Annotated in this window: 17 protein-coding genes; 3 read left to right on the top strand and 14 right to left on the bottom strand. The window is 47.5% G+C overall.

Going from position 1 to position 22,626, the window contains the following annotated elements:
• Window positions 1-91: 91 nt before the first annotated feature.
• Entirely contained in the window at window positions 92-1,918 is a 1,827-nt protein-coding gene (locus tag DNHGIG_RS11815; RefSeq protein WP_282199766.1) for a sigma-54-dependent Fis family transcriptional regulator, read from the top strand.
• 266 nt (window positions 1,919-2,184) lie between these two features.
• Here the strand turns inward: DNHGIG_RS11815 and DNHGIG_RS11810 are convergent, their stop codons facing one another.
• The 12 genes from DNHGIG_RS11810 to DNHGIG_RS11755 all read right to left on the bottom strand — a co-directional run bounded on the left by DNHGIG_RS11810 (window position 2,185) and on the right by DNHGIG_RS11755 (window position 17,711).
• Entirely contained in the window at window positions 2,185-3,381 is a 1,197-nt protein-coding gene (locus DNHGIG_RS11810) for a sugar ABC transporter permease (RefSeq protein ID WP_282199765.1), read from the bottom strand.
• Window positions 3,382-4,893 carry a xylose ABC transporter ATP-binding protein gene (locus DNHGIG_RS11805; protein WP_282199764.1) on the bottom strand — a complete coding sequence of 504 codons (1,512 nt, stop codon included), beginning with the start codon at window positions 4,891-4,893 and terminating at the stop codon, window positions 3,382-3,384. It abuts the gene before it with no gap.
• A 41-nt stretch (window positions 4,894-4,934) separates the two neighbouring features.
• Window positions 4,935-6,029, bottom strand: coding sequence for a D-xylose ABC transporter substrate-binding protein (gene xylF, locus DNHGIG_RS11800; RefSeq protein ID WP_282199763.1), 1,095 nt, complete (start codon window positions 6,027-6,029; stop codon window positions 4,935-4,937).
• A 123-nt stretch (window positions 6,030-6,152) separates the two neighbouring features.
• Window positions 6,153-7,715 carry a helix-turn-helix domain-containing protein gene (locus DNHGIG_RS11795; protein ID WP_282199762.1) on the bottom strand — a complete coding sequence of 521 codons (1,563 nt, stop codon included), beginning with the start codon at window positions 7,713-7,715 and terminating at the stop codon, window positions 6,153-6,155.
• Window positions 7,708-9,192 (bottom strand): sensor histidine kinase, encoded by a 1,485-nt coding sequence (locus DNHGIG_RS11790; RefSeq protein WP_282199761.1) that lies wholly within the window; start codon window positions 9,190-9,192, stop codon window positions 7,708-7,710. Before DNHGIG_RS11790 ends, DNHGIG_RS11795 begins: the two co-directional genes overlap by 8 nt.
• Window positions 9,189-10,160: a sugar-binding protein gene (locus tag DNHGIG_RS11785; protein ID WP_282199760.1), complete on the bottom strand. Its 972-nt coding sequence runs from the start codon at window positions 10,158-10,160 to the stop codon at window positions 9,189-9,191. Before DNHGIG_RS11785 ends, DNHGIG_RS11790 begins: the two co-directional genes overlap by 4 nt.
• A gap of 178 nt (window positions 10,161-10,338) precedes the next feature.
• Window positions 10,339-11,082 (bottom strand): amino acid ABC transporter ATP-binding protein, encoded by a 744-nt coding sequence (locus tag DNHGIG_RS11780; protein WP_282199759.1) that lies wholly within the window; start codon window positions 11,080-11,082, stop codon window positions 10,339-10,341.
• 18 nt (window positions 11,083-11,100) lie between these two features.
• Window positions 11,101-11,781, bottom strand: a complete 681-nt coding sequence (locus DNHGIG_RS11775; RefSeq protein ID WP_282199758.1) for an amino acid ABC transporter permease — start codon at window positions 11,779-11,781, stop codon at window positions 11,101-11,103.
• 11 nt (window positions 11,782-11,792) lie between these two features.
• Window positions 11,793-12,599, bottom strand: coding sequence for an amino acid ABC transporter substrate-binding protein (locus tag DNHGIG_RS11770; protein ID WP_282199757.1), 807 nt, complete (start codon window positions 12,597-12,599; stop codon window positions 11,793-11,795).
• 174 nt (window positions 12,600-12,773) lie between these two features.
• On the bottom strand, window positions 12,774-14,756 hold the full coding sequence (locus DNHGIG_RS11765) for a methyl-accepting chemotaxis protein (protein ID WP_282199756.1): 1,983 nt from the start codon (window positions 14,754-14,756) through the stop codon (window positions 12,774-12,776).
• A 142-nt stretch (window positions 14,757-14,898) separates the two neighbouring features.
• Window positions 14,899-16,419, bottom strand: coding sequence for a carboxypeptidase M32 (locus DNHGIG_RS11760; protein ID WP_282199755.1), 1,521 nt, complete (start codon window positions 16,417-16,419; stop codon window positions 14,899-14,901).
• Between the two features lie 458 nt (window positions 16,420-16,877).
• Complete coding sequence (locus tag DNHGIG_RS11755) at window positions 16,878-17,711, bottom strand: sulfurtransferase (RefSeq protein ID WP_282199754.1); 834 nt, start codon at window positions 17,709-17,711, stop codon at window positions 16,878-16,880.
• Between the two features lie 227 nt (window positions 17,712-17,938).
• Between DNHGIG_RS11755 and DNHGIG_RS11750 the strand changes: the two genes are divergently transcribed.
• Entirely contained in the window at window positions 17,939-19,207 is a 1,269-nt protein-coding gene (locus tag DNHGIG_RS11750; protein WP_282199753.1) for an N-acetylmuramoyl-L-alanine amidase family protein, read from the top strand.
• A 297-nt stretch (window positions 19,208-19,504) separates the two neighbouring features.
• A complete protein-coding gene (locus DNHGIG_RS11745) occupies window positions 19,505-20,854 on the top strand; it encodes an Nramp family divalent metal transporter (RefSeq protein ID WP_282199752.1) in 1,350 nt (449 codons plus the stop codon).
• A 176-nt stretch (window positions 20,855-21,030) separates the two neighbouring features.
• Here DNHGIG_RS11745 and DNHGIG_RS11740 read toward each other — a convergent pair whose 3' ends face one another.
• Window positions 21,031-21,672 carry a hypothetical protein gene (locus DNHGIG_RS11740; protein WP_282199751.1) on the bottom strand — a complete coding sequence of 214 codons (642 nt, stop codon included), beginning with the start codon at window positions 21,670-21,672 and terminating at the stop codon, window positions 21,031-21,033.
• Window positions 21,673-21,687: 15 nt separating this feature from the next.
• Window positions 21,688-22,617 (bottom strand): heme o synthase, encoded by a 930-nt coding sequence (gene cyoE, locus DNHGIG_RS11735; RefSeq protein WP_282199750.1) that lies wholly within the window; start codon window positions 22,615-22,617, stop codon window positions 21,688-21,690.
• Between the last annotated feature and the right edge of the window lie 9 nt (window positions 22,618-22,626).

The raw sequence follows: 22,626 nt of genomic DNA, 5'->3' as shown, positions 1-22,626 counted from the left end.
TAATAAGAGTATTATTTTCATGAATATTGTTTCAATTTCATATGATTCAAACATAATAGTTCGAAATAATCGTTGAGACTGGGGTGGTTGAATGCGGGGATCAACCAAAGATTTTTTGAAAAAGTCTTGGGAACGCAGTTCCATGTATGGTGTTGATCCACAAATCGCAAAAGACGCAATTTTGGGAGCAGACGAATTCAAGAAATACCGCGAACAAAAACAATCGTTCCTTCAAGAAGTTAAGCCCACGATCGAAAGGATGTTTCACGGTCTGAAATCGAGCGGTTCCATCGCATTGCTTGCAGATCCGCAAGGTTATATCCTGGAATCCATGGGCGACCCGGAGTTTCTGCATGATGTTGAGAAAATCCATTTACATCAAGGCGCTTGCTGGTCTGAACAAGCGAGAGGTACGAATGCCATCGGAACCGTGATCGCGGAACGACATCCTCTGGAAGTTATGGGAAAAGAGCATTATTTGGAAGTGAACCACATTCTTTTCTGTGCTGCTTCGCCTATTTTCAATCCCCTCGGTGACTTGGTCGCCGTCCTCGACGTTAGCGGTTATCATGAAAAACACCACCCGTTGCTGCTTGGAATGGTAGATGTGATCGCTCGTTCCATCGAAGATTCTCTCCTGATACGCAACAATGAAAAACGACTGATCCTCTCTCTCTACGCTGAAGAAGAAAGAGCACACCGTGCACTCATCGCTGTTGATGAAGAAGGGATCATAACTGGAGTGAATCGGGAAGCGCGTTCATTGCTGGAATGGAATCCCGCAGAGCCAATCGCTCTTACCGACCTGCTCTCCGGCGTAGAACCCTTGATCCAGAGATCACACGGTAAGCATCGGGATTATTCCGTACATAAAAAAAAGAATGGACGAGGAAAGTTGCTTGCGTCGGTATGGATGGATATGCGCCCTCCCGTTTTTCCTGTAAGTCCTTCTGAGACAAAAAGCAAACAGGCAAAACAGATCCATTCCGTTCGCTATACGTTTTCCGATATTTTCGGGAACGATAAATATTTCCTTTCTGTTCTCGAGTTTGCAAAACGGGCGGCTGCTACCGACTATGCGATCTTAGTGACAGGAGAAAGCGGGACAGGCAAGGAAATGGTAAGCCAGGCGATCCATCACGCAAGCAAGAGGGCGGATCGTCCCTTCATTGCACTCAATTGCGGGGCGATTACGAAAACATTATTAGAAAGTGAACTTTTCGGTTACGAGGCTGGGGCTTTTACGGGAGCCAAACAGTCGGGCCATGCAGGAAAGATCGAATTGGCGCACGGAGGCACATTGTTCCTCGATGAAATTGCAGAAATGCCGCTCGATATGCAGGTCGCTCTTTTGCGTGTGTTGCAGGAGTTCACTGTCACCCGAATAAGCGGTAGTCGGCCGATCCCTGTCGATGTCCGTATCATTGCCGCTACACACAAAGATCTCTGGCAAGAAGTGCAAGAAGGCCGCTTCCGTGCCGATTTATTTTTCCGCCTGCAAGGCGTGCAGATTAAAATCCCACCGCTGCGGGAACGAGAAGACCGGTTGAACCTGGCGGTTCATCTTCTGAAGAAGATTCGTCACGAATTGGGCAAGAACGCTTTCACGCTTTCTCCCAATGCGCAACAATTGATCGAAACATACTCATGGCCGGGCAATATCCGAGAACTCAACGCCGCCTTACGCCACGCGGCTTTTGTAACTACCAGCGAAACCATCGATGTTCACCATTTTCCAAGCTACATTCTTTCGAATGGCAAACCGCAAACACCCCTCACGGGCGATTCCCTGAAACAAATCGAATACCAAGCGATTCTTGAGACTTTGCAAAGAACGGAAGGGAACGTAGCGCAAGCTGCAAGAATCCTTGGGATTGGGCGCAATACGTTGTATCGGAAATTGAAGAAGTTGATGTAGCACTCCTCAAAAAGCATGAATTCACATGGGAACTCACCGGACACGTTCATCCTCCGTATTTCCACGTCTATCATTCTTGCACTTTTGTTTTTCGACAAAATTTTAGAGTTGCGAAATAGATAAAAACATATATAATAAAGTTATCAAAACGTTTATGTGTAGAACATTTATGTGAAAGCATTTCTCAGCCGAATAATAATGCCCTATAAAGATGTTCGTCATCGGAACATCTTTATAGGGCACATTTTTTCAAAGATATTTTACATCTACCGTACACTGTTCTTTCTCCGGCTGGCGATATCGAACCATACGGCAATTACGAGAATCGTCCCCTTCACGATATATTGCCAAAAGGTTTCAAGTCCCATTAAGCTCATGCCGTTGTCAAGGCTGGACATAATCAACGCACCGATAATGGCACCGACGATCGTTCCCGAACCGCCCATGAGGCTGGTTCCGCCAATCACCGCTGCGGCGATTGCATCCAATTCGTAGTTTTGTCCGGCAGTAATCGTGGCGGATCCCAAGCGGGAAGTCAGGATCAACGCGGCGACAGCAGATAAGAGCCCCATGAAAAGAAAGAGAACGAGGACTCTTGATTGGATATGAATCCCTGAAAGACGCGCTGCTTCCGGATTTCCGCCGATCGCATAGACATGACGACCAAACTTGGTGCGATTGGCGATGAAAGAAAAGAGCAGAGCAACGATGATGACAAACGTGATCGGAAAAGGAATTCCCTTGTAAGCGTTCATCGTCAATACAAAAGCAAGTACGAGTCCGCTGTAAAGCAACATTCTCAAAAGATCGGAAGCAAGCGGGGATACTGCAAACCCATATTTGCTTCGGACTGTGCGCTTCCGCCAGATGCTATAAATGATGACGGCGATCGCGATCAAACCGAGCACCAAACCGAATCCTTGGGAAAAATAAGCGCTTCCGATCATGAGAAATGCGGGATCGGAAACAGCGATCGTCGTACTTTTCGTAACCCCCATGAGAACACCGCGAAACGCGAGCATACCCCCCAGCGTAACAATGAATGCGGGGATCCCCCGGTAAGCGATCAGCGAGCCTTGCAACAGACCAATCAGCAACCCTGTTGCCAGAGTACCCAAGATGACAACGGGTGTAGAACACCCTAACCACGTACTCAGGATGGCAGCCACGCCGCCTGTCAAACCGACGACAGAGCCTACAGACAAATCGATATGACCTGCGACTATGATCAAGACCATACCGATCGCCAGGATCGATGTGACGGACATCTGTGTAAAGAGATTCGACATATTTCTTGCCGTCAAAAACGTACTGTCGACCAAATCAAAAAATATCCAGATTACCAATAATGCGGCAACCATGGTATATGCACGTATATCAATTTTGCCCAATTGAAACCTGAAGCGATTCTCATGGACTGTCTCCACGTTGACAGTCTGCGCCGCGTTTTTCATGGATTTCATTTACCTCCCTCCCGTTGCTGCCACCATGATCGCTTCTTGTGAGGCCTCTTCGCGCGAGAATTCTGCCGTGATTTTTCCTTCATGCATCACCAGAATCCGATCGCTCATTCCTAAAATTTCCGGAAGTTCCGAAGAAATCATAATCACAGCCACACCTTGTTCTACCAGTTGATTCATCAGGTTATAGATTTCGTATTTGGCACCCACATCGATCCCGCGTGTAGGCTCATCCAATATGAGAATCTTTGGATTGGCCATCAGCCATTTACTGAGAACCACTTTCTGTTGGTTTCCTCCTGACAATGTACCTACAGCCGTTTCCAATGAAGCGGTTTTTATGCGCAAATCTTCTCGGTACTGTTGCGCATGTTTGATCTCCTCGTTATGGTTGACCACTCCGGCGTAGCTGATCTCATCCATGTTCGGAAGCGTGATATTCGTCTTCACATCCATACCCAGAACAAGGCCGAACCGTTTGCGGTCTTCCGACACATACGCGATGCCCGCACGAATCGCATCGGAAACCGTGTGTATGCGTACCGATTGGTTCTCAACCTTGACAGAGCCTTCCTTCTGTCCCCCGTACGCACCGAAGAGACTCATAGCCAGTTCCGTTCTACCGGCCCCCATGAGGCCGGCAATCCCCAAGATTTCCCCCTTATGGAGGCGGAACGAGACACCATCGATCCGTTTTTTTGTCGGATCATGTTCATCATAGACGACATAATCGCTGACTTCGAGTACCACGTCCCCCGCTTTCCTTTGCACATACGGGTAGCGCTCCGTTAATTCACGGCCGACCATCAGGGCGATCACCCGATCTTCGTTAAGTTCCGAAGCCGGATGGGTCGCCACCGATTGACCATCCCGCAGGACGGTGATCGTGTCTGCCAGGCGAAAGACTTCGTTTAATTTGTGAGAAATGTAGATGCACGCCACACCCGATTGGCGCAGTTGGTCAAGAATATGCACCAGCGTTTCCACTTCACTCTCAGTCAAGGCGGCTGTCGGCTCGTCCAGGATGAGAATCCTCGCATTCTTGGCAAGTGCTTTGGCGATCTCAACAAGCTGCTGTTGCCCGATGCCCAGTCTTCCCGCTTTCGTATCGGGACTCACTTGCAACCCCACGCGCTCAAGCCATTTCTTCGTTTGGACGTACATTTCATTCCAATCTACGAGTCCGTATTTTCCAGGTTCAGCGCCAAGGAACAGATTCTCTCCTACCGTCAATTCTTTGACGAGCGCCAATTCCTGATGGATAATGACAATTCCGGCATCTTCCGCATCTTTGATTGATTGAAACTCCTTGCGTTCGCCAAAGACATAGATATCCCCTTCGTACGTTCCGGCCGGATATAAACCGGAAAGCACCTTCATCAATGTCGATTTGCCCGCTCCATTCTCGCCGCATAATGCGTGGATTTCCCCCGGACGCACTTTAAAGCTTACCTGATTGAGCGCTTTCACCCCGGGGAACTCTTTCGTTATCCCGTTCATTTCCAGTGCATACATGTCCCCCATCACCCGCCTTATAGGTCTTGAAGAAAGCCTCATCAGTTCGTCTTCGGCCACTGATCCTTCGGTACATATTTGTATACTTCTTCCAATCTCTGATAGCCATCTTTGATTACCGTATCGACAATGTTATCTTTCGTCACAACGATCGGATCAAGCAGCACGGAAGGTACGTCGGTTTTGCCGTTATTCACCTTCTGATTCGCCTCATTCACCGGTTCTCCTTTCCCCATCTTCATTGCCAGTTCTGCCGCTAATGTCGCTTCTTTGGAGATCGGTTTATAGATGGTCATGGTTTGTGTGCCTTCGAGGATACGCTGGAGGGCTGCCAGTTCGGCATCCTGACCGGAAACGGGAACTTTTCCGGCAAGGTTCTGTTCTTTAAGCGCTTGAACGACGCCGCCTGCCGTGCCGTCATTAGCCGCGACGACCGCTTGTATATTGTTTTTATTGGCGGTCAAAGCATTTTCCATATTTTTGAGCGCTTCTTCCGGTTTCCAATCTTTCGAATACTGATCATATACGATCTTGATATCTCCTTTTTGTTCCAGAGGCTTCAATACGTTCATCGCGCCCTGGCGGAAAAGGATTGCGTTATTATCCGTATCCGCTCCACCGATGTATACGTAGTTCCCTTTCGGCGCTTTCTCCACGATCGCTTTCGCCTGCATCTCACCCACGCGAACGTTGTCGAACGATACATAGAGATCGACATCCGCATTTTTGATCAAGCGGTCATACGACAATACTTTGATCCCCGCATCATGCGCTTTCTTGACGATCTGTGCCGCCGCTTCCGCATTATAAGGTACGACGACCAATACGTTGACGCCTTCACTTATCAATTGTTCTGCCTGACTCAATTGAGTGGCACTGTCACTGTTAGCTGCGAGCGTTTTCACTTCCCCGCCAAGTTCCTTCACTTTTTTCTCAAACAGTTCTTTGTCTTTTTGCCAGCGCTCCTCTTTCAGCGTATCCATAGAAAAACCGACAACAATTTTCTTGTTATCGCCTTTCGGAGCATCGGCAGGTTTCGCGTTGGAACCCGAATTTACGACCGAACATGCCGTCAACCCTCCGGCTAAAATCGTGGTCAATACAACGTTTGTTGCCCTTTTCTTCCAGTTGTTCATGTGTTTTCGCCCCCATATTTTCGTTTTGATAACGCTTACTTGTATCCTATCAACGAATGTGAGGGCGTTGACTTTAAAACGCTTACATTATCTTGCGATGTGTTGTACTATTTTGTTTTTTAATCACTCAAAACGGGCGCGGTATTCACTCGGTGTTTGCCCCACCCATTTTTTAAACACACGGCTGAAATAAGCCGGGTTGCGGTATCCCACGAGATAACAGATTTCTTTCAAACTCTTTTCGGGATTGCGAATCAGTTCTTTCGCCTTCTCGATGCGCAAACGGGTAAGATAGTCGATGAACGTTTCTCCCGTATGTTGTTTGAACAGCTTGCTAAAATAGTATGGACTGAGATTCACATACTCGGCCGCTTGTTCAAGCGTAAGGTCTTTCATATAGCTCTCGGCCAAGTATTCTTTCATACGCGCGATACAATCGGTCTGCTTCTCCTCCTTCTTCAATCGAATCAGACGACACCATGCATGAATCTCCCGGCACGCAATCATCAGCCATTGTTCGGATGACATTGTTTGGGAGAACACCGGGGGTTTCTCAATCACGATTCCCATTTCGAATAAATGCCATTGCAGAATAGCAAACAGCTCAATAAAAAAACGCAATCCGTTATCTGCATGAAGGATTTCATCGAAACCGAGACGATGCCAAACGTCTAACAGGATGTCGACAGCCTTTTGCTGTTCACCTTGCAACAAGGCATCCACAAGAGGTCGAATGTCCTCTACGGGAAGAATCGCCTCTTTATCCTGCGCTCCCATCGCCTCATAATAACGAATACGCCCGCTCACATTCCCTTGAGAGGCAGCGAACGATTCCAGATAAGAACGTCTCAATTCCTCGTATGATGTCGCTTGTCTGCCGATTCCCACATTGACCGTTACGTTGAAATCGGTTTTCAAACGATTCAACAAGACGCGGGCGAGGTACGTCGATTGAGAACGGTAATCGCTGTAGGGAAGGTTAGGTTCCAGAACAAAACAGCTCACATGATTACCGACAAACGGGCTGACCACTGCCTGATGCATCGTTTTCACAAAATTCTTTATACTGTGATACACGCGCTTCCTTTTTTCGTTCAAGAAGCTCATCGATTCGCCTTGAGTAGCGGGAAATGACAAGGTTAACGCATAACCGCCGGCAACGGGAAGGTCCAAATAAGCAAAAAGCTCCTTTCCTCTTTCTTCTTGCAACGGGTCAAAAATGAGCGCATATGCAATTTCACTTTCCGCGAGTTGTATGAAATTCGTTAGTTTTTGTTTCATTTGTTGTTCGGAATCGCGCCTCTGCCTCTCTTCAGACAGTTCCTCTCGCAAACGCTGCAAAAGACTCAATACCTGCTCTTTTCTCGCCGGTTTTAAGAGATACTCTTTCACCCCCATACGAATCGCTTCACGTGCGTACTCAAACTGTTCATACGCAGTCACCAGTACCATTCGCGCATCCGGACATTTTTGTTTGATGAACTTCAAGGCTTCCAAACCGGATACACCCGGCATGCGGATATCCATAAAAATCACGTCCGGCTGGTGTATTTCCGCCAATTCGACGGCCCTCCTGCCGTTCTCCGCGTGAATGCACTGCCATACCCCCGGCAGTTCCCTGTTAATCATCATTTCCAAGCCTTCCCGTTCCAATGGTTCATCATCGACAAGCAAAAGTTTAAGCATGTTCCATCACCTCACCTGTTCTGGAGTACGGAATCGTAATCTGTACACTTGTACCCATTCCCCTTTTGCTTACAATTCGAATGAAAGGTTCCTGCTGATAAAAAAGCTGCAGACGCTTCCATACATTCTGCAAACCAAGGCCAGTGGAATGACCATGACGTTTTTGGATTTCAACATCCGTAAGAAGGCGGTTTACCACATCTTCTTCCATGCCGATCCCGTTATCTTCCACCCGCATCTCGACCTTGTCATCCCCGCCTGTGACCACGAGACGGATACGGGCTCCCTGCTCAAGGCTTTCGATTCCGTGAATAAACGCGTTCTCCACAATGGGCTGAAGTGTAAGACTAGGGATCAACACATCGAGAAAACGTTCGTCGATGTCGATTTCATAGGTCACCCGATCACGGAACCGCGCTTTCTGGATGGCAAGATACTCTTTGACATGCTGCACTTCTTCCCGCAGGGTCACGGGACGGTCAAGTTTGCGCAAGTTGTAACGCAACAGATTCGCCACGGATGTCGTCAACTCGCTGGTTTGTTCAGCCCCCTCAATATAAGCCAATTTTGCCAAAGAGTTTAATGTATTGAACAGAAAATGGGGATTGATCTGGCTTTGTAACGTTTTGAGCTCCAACTCTTTAATCATGCGATCCACTTCCGCATGTTTGAGTGCCTGTTCCTTCAATTCTTTTTCAATGTTCGCCTTGTGTTGGATCTCGATGACCAAATCGTGAATATTGCGCTGCATGCGCTGAAAAGCATCCGCGAGCCGTCCCACCTCATCTTTCGCCGTGATCTTGAAATCCATGTCGATGAACTCAAGCTCACCGCGTGAGATGCGGTTTGCCGCCTTGACCAAGCGGTGAATCGGATCGGTGATTCCCTTGGAAAACCAGACGGCAAATAATATCGAAAGGATGGTTGACACAAAAAAGATTCCGATACCGATCCGGTTCAATTGCAGATTGCTTTGGACAATTGTCTGGAAAATCGGGTGATACGCATCCAGTTCGATCATCAACAGCTTTTGTGATTGTTCGCGTATGTAGCCGGACACTTTTTCCGCTTCTTCAAAATGGATCGTGTACTCGTTTTGTTTATTCATGATCGCCTGCAATGTCCGATTCTCTTCTTGGATAAAAGTCTCAATCATGTGGCGTAAGTTTGCCAATGCCAGCTGATTGTCACTTCGTTCCACAATTCGATCCAGATCTTTCAGCGCATTGATCAATTGGTCCTGGCTGGTCTTGAATTGGACAAGATCCGATTGGCTCCGTTCAATAACATAAAGATTCAATATTCGCAAATTATTATCTACGTATTTGCTAATTTGATTCAATAAGACGAACCGTTCCATGATTTCGCTATATCCGTTTTGAATCGAACGCGCATTTTGATACAGAAATAGAGATACGCTGTTTAACAGGATCACGAGCAATAGGATAAATACCAACAGTTTCGTGCGAATATTCACCGTCCAATCACATCTTTTCTTTCTAAAATTTGCGTGCCTGTATAAACCCTGGGTTGAATCGTCTTCCCTTCTTTCACATCCGCGAGAAGGTTCACCGCCCGATACCCCATCCAGTAAGGTTTCTGAATGATCGTAGCAGCGATCTTGCCTTCGTTCAACAATGTTAATGTCTGTGTCAGATCATCGAAACCGATGATTTTCAGGTGCGTATTGCTTCTCTCTTTCACCGCATCATAGATACCCAAAGCATCCGTCGCGCTCGTACCGACGATCGCATCAAGATCCGGATAAGCAGACAAAATCTGGTTCGTTTGTTCGGTCGCCTGAATCCGTGAAATCTGAGAAGAACGAATGCTGACGATTTGTATATCCGCATCTCTCACCGCGTCCTTAATTCCTTTCACGCGCATCTCTTGATTGGTAGTGCCAAACGTCCCCGTTATGATGGCGATACGTCCTTTTCCCCGCAAGATTCGTACCACTTCCTTTCCTAGATCGAGACCTGCCTGATAATTATCGGTGCCTACATATGACAGTCTTCTGCTGCTCGGTGCATCCGTATCGACGGTAATTACGGGAATCCCCCGCTCGATCGCTTTATTAATCACCGGTGCGTACAGCGAGTCGTTCAATCCTTGGACGAGAATGCCGTCCACTTTCGCCGCGATCGCCTGATCGAGAATCTTCAAGTGGTCGTCAATGTTGCTGCGAAAAGGACCCATGTATTCCAAGGTGACATGCCTTTCCTTGGCGGCATCTTGAGCCCCTTGTTCCACAGACCGCCAGTAAGGGTTGTCAAACTGTTCCGAAATCAAGACGAAATGATAAGCGTTGGGTTTCACGTTCTCTTGATCAACCGTCCGTGTGGTCAATGTCATTTTGTTAATGGTTCGACCAAAGAAAAATAATAGTACAATAAGTAGAACGAATAGAACGAGTGCGGCAATAAAAACGATCGTTTGACGCATTCTGGACTCCCCCTTCCTTCTCAGGTATTCTATCCCTTTCTCTCATGAGCGAGTGCAAGTTTAATAATATAGCAAATGATTTGATAAATAAACCCAGGTAAAAATGAACGTTTCCCATCAGCAAGGGTCACGAGAAAAGAAAACGCCTGGGCCTAAGCCCAAGCGTTCTTCCATTACTTTAATGTTTCAGTTTGTTTAGAAACTGCAACGTACGTTCGTTATTGGAGTGAAGAAAGATCTGCTCCGGCGTCCCTTGTTCAACGATGACGCCTTGATCCACAAATACGACTTGATCGGCAACTTCGCGAGCGAAGTTCATCTCATGTGTGACAACGACCATCGTCATGCCTTCACGCGCCAATTCTTTCATCACTTTTAATACTTCGCCGACGAGCTCCGGATCCAGTGCGGATGTTGGCTCATCAAACAAGAGTACTGCAGGATCCATGGCCATCGCGCGAGCAATCCCCACGCGTTGTTGCTGTCCGCCGGAGAGTTGATGGGGATACATATCTGCGCGATCTTTCAAACCGACTTTGTCCAACAATTGAAGAGCTTTTTCACGGGCAAACTCTTTCGATCGTTTGAGAACAGTGACCTGGCCTTCCATCACATTTTCCAGCGCGGTCATATGCGGGAACAGATGATAGTTTTGAAAGACCATTCCCGTTTGTTTGCGCAAAGCGATCACAACGTCTTTCTTCACCGTTTGATTCTCATCAAAGGAGATCGTATGCTCACCAAGCGTAATCGTCCCGCTCGTTGGGGTCTCCAAAAGATTGATGCACCGCAAAAGCGTTGTCTTCCCGGATCCCGACGGTCCGATTATCACCACCGTGCTTCCCGCCTCGACATGCAAGTCGATCCCTCTGAGCACTTCCCGATCATCGAATCGTTTATGCAGATTGCGAATCGTAATCATCATGATTCCTCCGTCCCGTTACGCGACATAGCGGTCGAATCGTTTTTCCAACCGGGCCTGTACGGATGAAAGAATCGTACAGAAAATCAAATAGACAAAGGCTGCCTCGCAATACAGAACCAGCGGCTCATACGTGACGGCGGTAATCTGCTGAGCCACGCGGAACATCTCGGTCACGGTGATCGTTGCGGCCAAAGAGGTATCTTTCACCAGACTGATAAAACTGTTAGCCAGGGGCGGGATGGATACCCGAGCGGCCTGCGGCAAAATGATCCGGCGCAATGCCTGTGCGTACGTCATGCCCATCGAGTACGCGGCTTCCCATTGTCCTTTCGGGATCGAAAGGATGGCCGCACGGATGATTTCCGAATTGTACGCCCCCACACTCAGTACAAAACCGATCACGGCAGCCGGGAACGCATTGATGGTGATTCCTACACTCGGGAGTCCGTAAAAGATAATGAACAATTGGACGAGCAATGGAGTCCCCCGAATGATCCAAACATAAAACCGCATGATACCTACAAGCGGTTTAATGTTCGATAATCGAGCCAGTGCCGTAAATAGCGCGAGAAGCAATCCCAAAGCAAACGAGATGATTGTTAAGGGCACGGTAACTTCGACAAACGCTTGCAATAAAGGAACAAACGATTGAGTGAGAATTTCAATGATTCGTTGTGACCGATCATCGCTAAACATCTAGTTCACCCTTATTTTGATACGTCCGTACCAAACCATTTCTCGGAGATCTTAAGATACGTGCCGTCTTTCTTCATATCCTCCAACGCTTTGTTTACAGCATCCACGAGTTCTTTGTTCCCTTTCCGGAAGAGGAAACCGCTTTTTGAGCCATCACTTTGTTCAGCTACAACTTTGACAGGCACATCCGGTTTTTGTTTCTTCAAATCAAGATAAGACAGGCTGTCATTCACTGTGGCATCCGCCCGTTTGGAAAGAATCAAATCGATCGCCTGGTTGAATCCTTCCGTCCCTACGATTTCCGCCCCGTTTTTCCGTGCGATGTCCGCGTAGTTACTGGTTAACGATTGTGCCGCTTTTTTTCCTTTCAGATCGGCAAACGAATGGATCGTATTGTTGTCTTTCGCTACGAGAACGACCGCTTTGGAAACGATATAGGGTTCGGAGAAATCGTATTTTTGTTGGCGATCCGGGCGAATCCCTACTTCATTGGCTACGACATCGAAACGTTTGGAATCCAATCCGGCAAACATGCCGTCCCATTGCGTCTCGACAAATTGAGGCTTAACACCAATGCGTTTGGCCACTTCCGTCATCAGATCGACATCGAAACCGGTCAATTTACCGTCCTTATCATGAAAAGTGAACGGCGCATACGTACCTTCCGTACCTACGCGAATGGTCCCTTCCGCACGAATTTGTTCAAGCAAATTTTTACCCGTATCCTCTTTGGGTGCCGCTTGATTATTTGTTCCACAAGCGGTTAACGTAAATAATAATGCCAAAGGTAAAACGAATTTCATGAACGTTTTCTTCATGTTTCTCCATCTCCTAGTTTCCTGATTGGACTTTTAACATAAGTGATGCTAAGGCAAGATTGTATCCTTGTCAATACCTTGTTTCCTACCTCTTCCTTTTATACGTAAACAGGATGCGACTCATTTATCTTTATTTTCTGAAAAATATGTTCGGCGGGTTACATACCCGCCTGTTTACAATTTGAACTTCTGCATGAGGTTTTGTAGTTCTTCCACGATGGTTTCCAAACTTTCGGCTGCGGAACCGATTTCCTCCATCGAAGCCAACTGTTCTTCCGTGATCGCCGCTACATTTTGCGAATGTGCCGCCGTTTCTTGCGATACGCGTGCCATCTCTTCCACGGAAGCGGCAACTTGTTGCGATCCGGCCGAAAGTTGTTGCGCGGTAGTGGAAACCTCCTGAATTTGTTCGGCGATTCGGTTCATCGATTCGAAGATGAGTGAGAATTTTTGTTCCGTTTCCTGTGCCACAGAGAGACCCGATTCGACTTCTTTTTTCACTTGTCCCATGTATTCCACTGAGGCTTTCGTGTCTTTTTGCGTTTCTTCAATTAAATGGGTGATCTGTCTCGTCGATTCTGCCGTCTGTTCAGCGAGTTTTCTCACCTCGTCGGCGACGACGGCGAATCCGCGGCCCGATTCTCCTGCTCTTGCCGCCTCAATCGCCGCATTGAGTGCGAGCAAACTGGTCTGATCAGCGATGTTCGTGATCATCTCGACGATCTTTCCAATCGCTTGCGCACGTTCCGCCAATAACAAAATCGATTCTTCCGACTGTTTCACGGAGGTGCTGATCGAATTCATCTGCTTAACCGTGTTTTGAACAAAACGGTTACCTTCTTCCGCCTGCAGCATCGCCTCAGACGCTACCTCTGAAACGATCGATGAACTTTCAGCGATCCTGCTGATTCCTGCGGCCATTTCCCCCATCGCTTTGGCGCTCTCTTCGGCACTGTGCGTCTGATTCTCCGTGCCGTTGGCTACCTCTTGAATCGCCATGGCGACCTGTTCCGTCGCCTTGCTCGTTTGTTCGGCGCTCGCTCTCAACTCGCCGGAAGAAGAAGCCACATGGTCAGCCGTTTCCCTTACTTGGGCGATAATCTCGCGGAGAGATGCGATCATGTGATTGAAGCTCATGGCCAGTTTGTCAAACTCATGATTCGCCTTGACATGGATCGTTTCTGTAAGATCCCCTTGACTGATTTTCTCGGCAGCTTCGTTCAATTCTTTAAAGCGGCGCGAAATCGAGCGAATGATCAGCCAGACAATCAAAGCACCGGCCAACAGCGAAACAAGTATGACAGCCTGTGTCGTGTACAGGATCGACGATGAGGCTGCGGTAATTTCGTCCGCAAACCATGTGGTAGCGATCTTCCAGCCCGTCGTTTGGTTTGTGACGAAATCCATGTATTTCTGTTGACCCTCATAAAGATAATCGAACACACCGGAATCCTGTTTGTACATTACATCTGACTGATTGCCCGTAGCTTGGGTTCCCGGTTTCATGGTCGGATGCACGATCACTTTGCTCATCTTGTCCAAGATAAAAGCGTATCCATTCTGCCCGATTTTCACCTGTTTGACCAACTCGGACAAATGTTGAAGTTCGAGATCAACCGCCGCGACGCCCGATCCGTCCTCAAGCGATTTGGCGATCGTAACCACGATCTGACCGGTCATCGCATCCACGTAAGGTTCTGTTATGATAACGCTCCCTTTTTGCTTCATCGCCTCTTGGTACCAAGGCCTTTTTCTGGGATCGTACCCACTGGGGATCTCCATTTTGGGAGACTGGATCATTAAACCGGTAGACGTCCCCACATATGTAGAAAGCAATTCAGGATGAAGCTTTTGATAGGCATTTAATTGTTCGCGGACAAGCGGGCTTTCCTGTCCATTGAATTCATTCCCCTTGATCCTCTGGGAAAAGAAATTGACATCCTGGATTTTCGCATTGATCATTTGATCCAACGTCTGATTGATTAATTTGACATTTTCATCGGCTGATTGTTGTATCTGTGTCGCTATTTTATTTTTCGCCGTGTAATAAGAGAACCATCCAAGCACCAAGCTTGGGATCACCAAGATGATGGCAAAAGATAGCATCAATCTTGTTTTCACATTGAACGAAAATAAACCCTTTACCCCTCTTTTCAAAAATGAAAACCTCCTTGATGTACAAATGATGTGTGGAAAGCGAAAACACTTTGATTATATGAAAAAAATAGAAAGGAAAAAAGCTTTCGCCGAAACGGCGAAAGCTTTTCTTTCTCAACGGGAGCGCAAAATCTTCTTCGCTCTAGTTCAGATGGTACAAAGGCTTGAACTTGTTTTCGAGGTAACGGACGAGATACGTCGCATTGATTTCCTCGCCGGTGACGGCTTGGATGATCTCGGATGGCGTCAAGAGTTTCCCATGCTTATGGATCTTTTCGCTCAACCATTCTTTGATGCTCCGCAAATCACCGTTTTTGATCCGTTCTTTGAAATCGGGCATTTCTTTTTCCAACGCATGTGTAAACTGAGCCGCGTAAATATTCCCCAACGAATAGGACGGGAAGTATCCGAAGCTGCCGCCCGACCAATGTACGTCCTGAAGGACGCCTTCTGCGTCGTTCTTAGGGACAATTCCGAGATAGTCTTTCATCTTATCCGCCCAGATCTCAGGCAGATCGGCCACGCGAATGTCTCCCTGAATCAGTCCTTTCTCGATCTCGTATCGGATCATGATATGCAAATTGTAAGTGACTTCATCGGCTTCGATGCGGATCAAAGAGGGCTCCACGACATTGATCCCGCGATAGAACGCATCCAATGAGACATCCGATAACTGCGCGGGAAATGCGCGAACAAGATCCCGGTAAAAACATTGCCAGAACTCGTAACTGCGGCCGATGATATTCTCCCAAAAACGGGACTGTGATTCATGAATGCCCATGGAAGTTCCCGAACTCAGCGGCGTTCCCGCCAATTCCGGCGACACATTTTGTTCATAGAGGGCATGGCCGCCTTCATGGATGGTGCTGAACAATGCGGAACGCAGGTCATGCGGATCGAATTTGGTGGTGACACGAACATCTCCTTGATTCAATGTGATCTCAAACGGATGCACCGTTTCATCAAGCCGTCCGGCCTGAAAGTCGTATCCCATTTTTTCGAGGATGTATCGGCTGAATTCGCGCTGTTTTAACGGATCGTAAAATTTGAGGAACGGTTGGACGTCCGGTTTGCTTGTCGAAGAATGGACGATGGCTTGCACCAGATCGACCGTATTGCGTCTCAACTCACCGAAGATCGCATCCAGTTTCTTAACGGTCATGCCCGGCTCGTATTGATCCAGTAGAGTATCGTACTTGTGCTCTTTATAACCCCAGTAGCCGATAAATTCGATATTCATGGCCACGATTTTTTCGAGATAGGGTTGAAACATTGCGAAATCGGACGTATGTTTCGCTTCCTCCCAAACGGATTCAGCTTGTGACGTCAATACTACGTATTCTTGATAACGATCCTGCGGAATTTTTTTGCTGCGGTCAAACTCTTTTTTGCATTCGCGCACGATTCCCCGGGTGATCCGATCTAACTGTTCATAGACACCTGGTTCTGAAAGGGCCGTGAGGTATTCTTCCATTTGCGGGGATGTAGCCATTTTGAAGACTTCTGTCGAAAGGGTACCGATCGCTTCTGCCCGTGCAGCAACACCTTTTTTCGGTGCCCCTGTGCGCAGATCCCAGAACATGAGAGAGAGCGCTTCATTATAATGAACCATTTTCTTGACGTATTCCTTGAATTCGTTCACCAATGTTTCCAGCGATTTCATATCATGAACCTCCTTCTAAGACGATAGTGCTTGGGTGGACGTATCGCTTTGCGCTTGGGTTCGATGAAGGTCGTCCCGCCCGGATTCTTAACAGAGGTTGCGGAACGACCTTCAACTCACCTCTGCGCTGCAAAGCGATACAACCCACCCAAAAGACACTTCGTTGCATTAGGCAGCTTAAATCTCTCTTCCCGTACAAGTAACTTTTCATCCTTCGATGGCGCCGCTTGCGGCTTGAAGGGCTATGTTGAAAATGTGTGTTAGGTGGGCGTATGCTTTGTGTTCGCGCTCCGTGGAGGTCGTCTCGCATGGAATAATAAACAATTGTTGTGAGACGACCTTCAAAGTCGCTTTCTCATGCAAAGCATTACGCACTCGTAAAACTGCACTGCTAGCGGCAGGGTGATTCCTAGAAAGTCTTGAGGATTTGTGGACATTCCTCGTTACGCTTGATCTTTTTACTTCTCACCTTTCGCTACCGGATTATCGGAGTATGAACACCAATCGCTCCAACTGCCAAGATATAGTTTGATGTTCTCCAATCCCGCCTCTTCCAATGCGAGGACATTCGCACATGCGGTAACGCCGGAACCGCAATAGACAATCAATTCATCAGCGGCCGCGACATCGCGAAAGCGTTCTTGCTGTTCTTTCTTCGTCTTCCATGTTCCGTCGGGACGAAGACCTTCTTTCCAGAAGTAGTTCACGGCGCCGGGAATGTGTCCCGCTACGGGATCGATCGGTTCCACGTCACCGCGAAAACGTTCGCCGGCACGCGCATCGATGAGCACGCTTTTTGGATCGCGCTTTTTCACATACTCCATATCTACAAGCATATGGCTCTGAATATTCGGGACAAATTTGCGCGGAGCCCGTTCGCTGATTTCGTCTGTGACGGGCAAGCCGTTTTTTACCCAGTTTTGGTATCCTCCATCGAGCACCTTGACGTTCGAATGGCCGAGAAAGCGTAACATCCACCAAAATCTTGCGGCCATTTCGCCGCCATCATCGTATGCAATCACTGTTACCGTCTCATCAATTCCCTTTTTCCCGATTTTTTCGACGAATTCATTCAAATCCGGTAAGGGATGCCTGCCTCCATGCGTTCCTTTTGGGCCGGATAAATCTTCTTCCAGATCCATATAAACGGCACCGGGAATATGGTCTTTTTCATACTGGTGTCTCCCTGCTTCAGGTTTCCCCAGTTCAAACCGACAATCAACGATCACGACCTGCGGGTCTTCAAGATGGGATTTCAGCCATTCTCTACTGACAAAATTGGATTGCTTCATATCCGTTTCGCTCCTTTACCAGGCTGATTATAGCAAATCTAAAAGGGATCCCTAGTATGAGTGCCGCTCCTGAGACAATTCTCCTGCTCATGATAGATTCTATAAGAGTAAATGATTTCCTCTTTGTTTTCACGATGAAAATGAGGAGAAGAGAAACATGAACGTTTATCGAGTGAAGTTTTCGTCAAATCTAGAATTGAAGTTATGTCTTTTTGGGAGTGGTTGAAATGAAATGGTTGACGGGTATGGAATTGATATCCTCGATGCTCTTGCATTTCTTCGGCAATCCAATTTTTCCTGTACATGGTTCACTTATCGTTTTTCCCAATCAAAACATTCAACCGCAAAATACACAGAAACAGGTTACACAAAATCCATCCACGAATCAATCTTCCGACGCATCGCTTCCGGCTGACACACCAAAAACGAACCCCATACCACAGGATGCGATAAGAAGTTATGATCAGTGGATCATGACAAACTCCGTATCAAACATCCGTACAGAGCCTTCTCTGACGGCACCGATTCTCTTACAAGTCCCTGCACAATCATGGTTTCCCGTTTTGGGACATGAAGGACAGTGGGATCAAATCCGACTGGGAAATGAACAGACAGGTTGGATTGCGGATTGGATTGTACAAAAACAAAAGAACCCGCAACAGTTGCAACTTGTGGACGTGAAATGGAATACACCCAAGTATGCAGGCCCAGACCTTTCTTTTTCTTCAACAGGTACTGCCAATCCTACATTCACCTATCTGCCCAGGGAAGTATGTGGGGATTGGGTACATTTACTCACCGTAGATACCGGAAGTTCCGTCTGGGTGCCGGCCCAGTCAGTCGTTTGGGGATATGGTACAGTCAGTATCCCTACGATCCAAGCGTCAAGCATCTCAGATCCACCCTTGCAAACAGAGCGACCGTTACAGGGAAAGACGATCGTGCTCGACCCTGGACATGGAGGAGCCGATACCGGAGCGATCGGTACAGTTTTACCGGTTTACGAGAGAGATATCAACTTGGCTGTTGCTCGCGTACTGGCGAGCAAGCTGGAAGCAGCGGGTGCACATGTGATTCTGACACGCACAACCAATGATCAATTCGTTTCTTTGGCCGATCGTGTCAAAATCTCGAACGACAATCATGCGGACGTCTTTATTAGTATTCACCAAAATATGTATCCGGAAGATCGATCCGTCACAGGGACGATCACTTATTATTATGATGAGGCTTCATCAAAAGCACTGGCGAAAGATATAGAAGAGCAGGCGCTTGCCTCCTTGCAAAGCCGTGCATCAAAAGAGCAAATGAATCAGGAGGAACTGTATGTTCTCCATCACAATCAACAACCTTCCATTCTTATTGAGGGATGTTTCCTCTCAAACCCTGATGAGGTAGAAAACAGTATCCTCCCCGCTTATCAAGAAAAGCTTGCATCCGGAATTTATCACGGGGTTCTGAAGTATTTTGGGGACAGGCAGCATTCAACGATGTGAAGTGCAGAATCGCGGTCTGTCCCTCTTATCAGACCGTTGTGATCCTCTCCGCCGTTCCGGTTTTAAGTGAACGTCGGAGATCGAACCGAACGAACCCTCAATATGTTTTGCAAAATTCATCATCTAAGAAAACAAAAATTTTCCCTAGGGAAAATTTTTGTTGCTCATGCACAATTTTTGTATTATGCTCATATTGTATGGTAGAAAGATGTGGTTCATCGAACAGCCGTACTTTTTATTTTACCCGAATGTTTCCTGTAGGAAAAAATATTGCGCTAAGGAAAGAGAGGGTCTCTCATGAACATCGAGGCTAAGGAAGAATTCACTCAGCTTCGAGGATGGAAACAGAATCGTACAAATCCAAGCTTGCAAGAAGTTTATAAAACGATACATGTTCCTCAAAAAGGAAGCTTTCTGAGAAAATTACTGGCATTTATTGGCCCCGGCTACTTGGTGGCTGTTGGTTATATGGATCCGGGGAACTGGGCAACCGATTTGGCTGGCGGTTCATCTTTTCAATATTCACTCTTATCTGTCATCCTGATTTCCAATTTGATGGCCATCTTGCTTCAAGCTTTGTCTGCCCGATTAGGGATCGCTACCGGGCGTGACTTGGCCCAAGCTTGTCGAGACCATTACAGCAAGCCGGTCGTGATCAGTCTCTGGCTGCTTTGTGAGCTTGCGATCGCCGCTTGTGATTTGGCGGAAGTGATCGGATCGGCCATCGCGTTACAATTGCTTTTTCATATTCCTTTGATCTACGGTGTTTTGATCACCGCCCTGGATGTCCTTCTCCTCTTGCTTCTTCAAAAGAAAGGATTTCGTTATATCGAAGCGATCGTGATTTCCTTGATTACGATGATCATGATCTGTTTCGGATTCGAACTGTTTTTGGCGAAACCGAACATGGGTGAAGTGTTGCACGGTTTTGTTCCCAGCGCGCAATTGATCACCAATCCGCAGATGCTTTATGTCGGTTTGGGGATCTTGGGAGCGACCGTTATGCCGCACAATCTCTATCTCCATTCATCGATTGTGCAAACCCGCCGATATGATGAAACATCCGCAGACAAAAGATCAGCGATCACTTTTGCTACGATCGACTCAACCGTTGCCCTCATGCTTGCCTTATTTGTGAATGCGGCCATTTTAATCTTATCTGCCGCTACTTTTCACTCGACCGGGCATACGGATGTGGCGGAAATCCAGGATGCTTATCAACTGCTGAACCCGCTGTTAGGGTCAGGAATTGCCAGTGTGATGTTTGCGGTTGCTTTGCTCGCTTCAGGGCAAAATTCCACATTGACAGGCACGTTGGCTGGGCAAATTGTCATGGAAGGATTTCTTAACATCCGTTTAAAACCGTGGCTGCGCAGGCTCATTACGCGCTTGATCGCGATCGTTCCCGCCGTGATCGTCATTGGCCTCTACGGGGAACATGGAACGACGAGTTTGCTGATTCTCAGCCAAGTGATTCTTTCCTTGCAATTGTCTTTCGCCGTCATCCCGCTTGTCCAATTCACCAGTGATAAAAGTAAAATGGGAGAGTTTGTATCGCCGAGATGGCTGCAGTTCCTGGCATGGACAGTTGCCTTCATGATCGCCGTTCTCAATGCTTATCTGTTGTATGGGACAATTTTTGATTAACTCTTCTGCTGAATAACGTGCGCAAAAAATCCCCCTTTCGCGAATAGGGGGATTTTAGATCTTTATTTGTCGGAAGAAAGATAATGGGTATACCGGTACAATCCGTACAAAAGGCCTACAAACACGAAAACACCGAAGGCAAAAAGAATAAACGCCAACGCGATCCCTCCCTCATTTTAGCGAATCAATTGTTTCAGCTTCACTCCGCAATAATCAGCAAACTCGCTCACGGTCATCAGATCGGTCAGAAAAATCACGACGATTCCTACGATCACGGTATACAACCAGACGTTCATAACAACGGGAACCCAAGCTCGCAACCGTTGTTTGTTTTTAAATCCTGTATAAAACGCGGCCCAGATCAATAAGATGATGCTCACAGCGGCCAGGAGAACCTGAATGGCGGCAATTCCCACATATGCGGTCCAAATCTGTGGAGTCTGCTGCACGAGAAAGCGGATGAACCATATCTGAAGCAACCCGTATGCGAAAAAGCAAAGGGTGATCAGCGACATAGCCACATTAAAACTTCTCCATTTATCCGCGCGGAAAAAACCGCCTGCCAACAAGAGCAAAATTCCGCAAACAAGCAACACGATGATACTCAACCAGAGCATTTCTTTTGGACTTTCCGCTAGTTGCAAGGTGAATTTGTCGGGTGACCATTTGCGCAAATACACATTGGATGCTACAGCTGTGGCAATAAAGAAGGTAAATGACACGAGCCCCAACCACACGGCGAGTCTGGCGTTGCGATGAATCAGTTCCGGATCCAGGGGCTCATGTATAACCCCATGAACCGTATGTTCTGATGACATATCTCGTCCCCCCTCCTATCTCGACACGATCATTCCGATAAACATGGCGATTAAGTAAAGCAATGAATAACGAAACATCTTCTGTGCCCATACGATGTTATCCTTTGCGAAGAATCCTGCGACACAAAAGGCCATGTAGAGAATCCCCATCCCGATGGCGATGGTCAGATATCCTTTGCCTGCCGCATGCACCTCAAAGATCAAGAAGGATGTCAGAACCATCGCCGTCGTATAGCGAAGCATCTGTTGTTTGGTCTCAGTAAACCCGCGAACGACGGGAAGCAATGGAATGCCTGCGGCACGGTACTCTTCAATCCGGCGCATGGCAAGTGCAAGAAAATGAGGCGGTTGCCACAGAAACATAAATATAAAGAGGATCCATGCGGTCAAATCCAATGTTCCCGAGACCGCACTATACCCCATGACGGGCGGAATCGCTCCCGAAATCCCGCCGATGACCGTACTCAGTGTAGAGGTTCGTTTTAACCAGGCGGTATAGATCCAGACGTATACGAACAACCCAAGTAGCCCGAGCATCGCGGAGAGAAGATTCACAAAGAGTCCCAGTAGGGAAATTCCCAAAACTCCAAGTGTGATTCCGATCCATAACACCTTCTGTGGTTGCATACGGCCATCGGGCAAAGCCCTTTTCTGAGTGCGAGCCATCCGTGAGTCGATATCCCGATCGATATAATTATTGAGCGTACATCCCGAAGCGATGACCAACGCGGTACTCACCAACGTGAGCACTGTTGTCCCCGTTTGCCACCCCTCCCTTGATGCCAATGAGATTCCCGTCAGCGTACTCAACAAATTCGAAAGCGTGATTCCGATTTTGGTAATGTGGAAATAATCTTTCCATGTTGTCGGTTTAACGGAAACCTCTGTGTTGCTGTTATCCTTCTCTCCCGAGAGTGATTCCAGATGAGGCCACAAGCGTTCCACCGAAAGCCC

The organism is Collibacillus ludicampi, assembly GCF_023705585.1.
In the GTDB taxonomy this organism is placed as follows: Bacteria; Bacillota; Bacilli; order Tumebacillales; family BOQE01; genus Collibacillus; species Collibacillus ludicampi.
The sequence above is the reverse complement of the archived record's forward strand: the minus strand, read 5'-3'. Positions and strand labels throughout refer to the sequence as shown.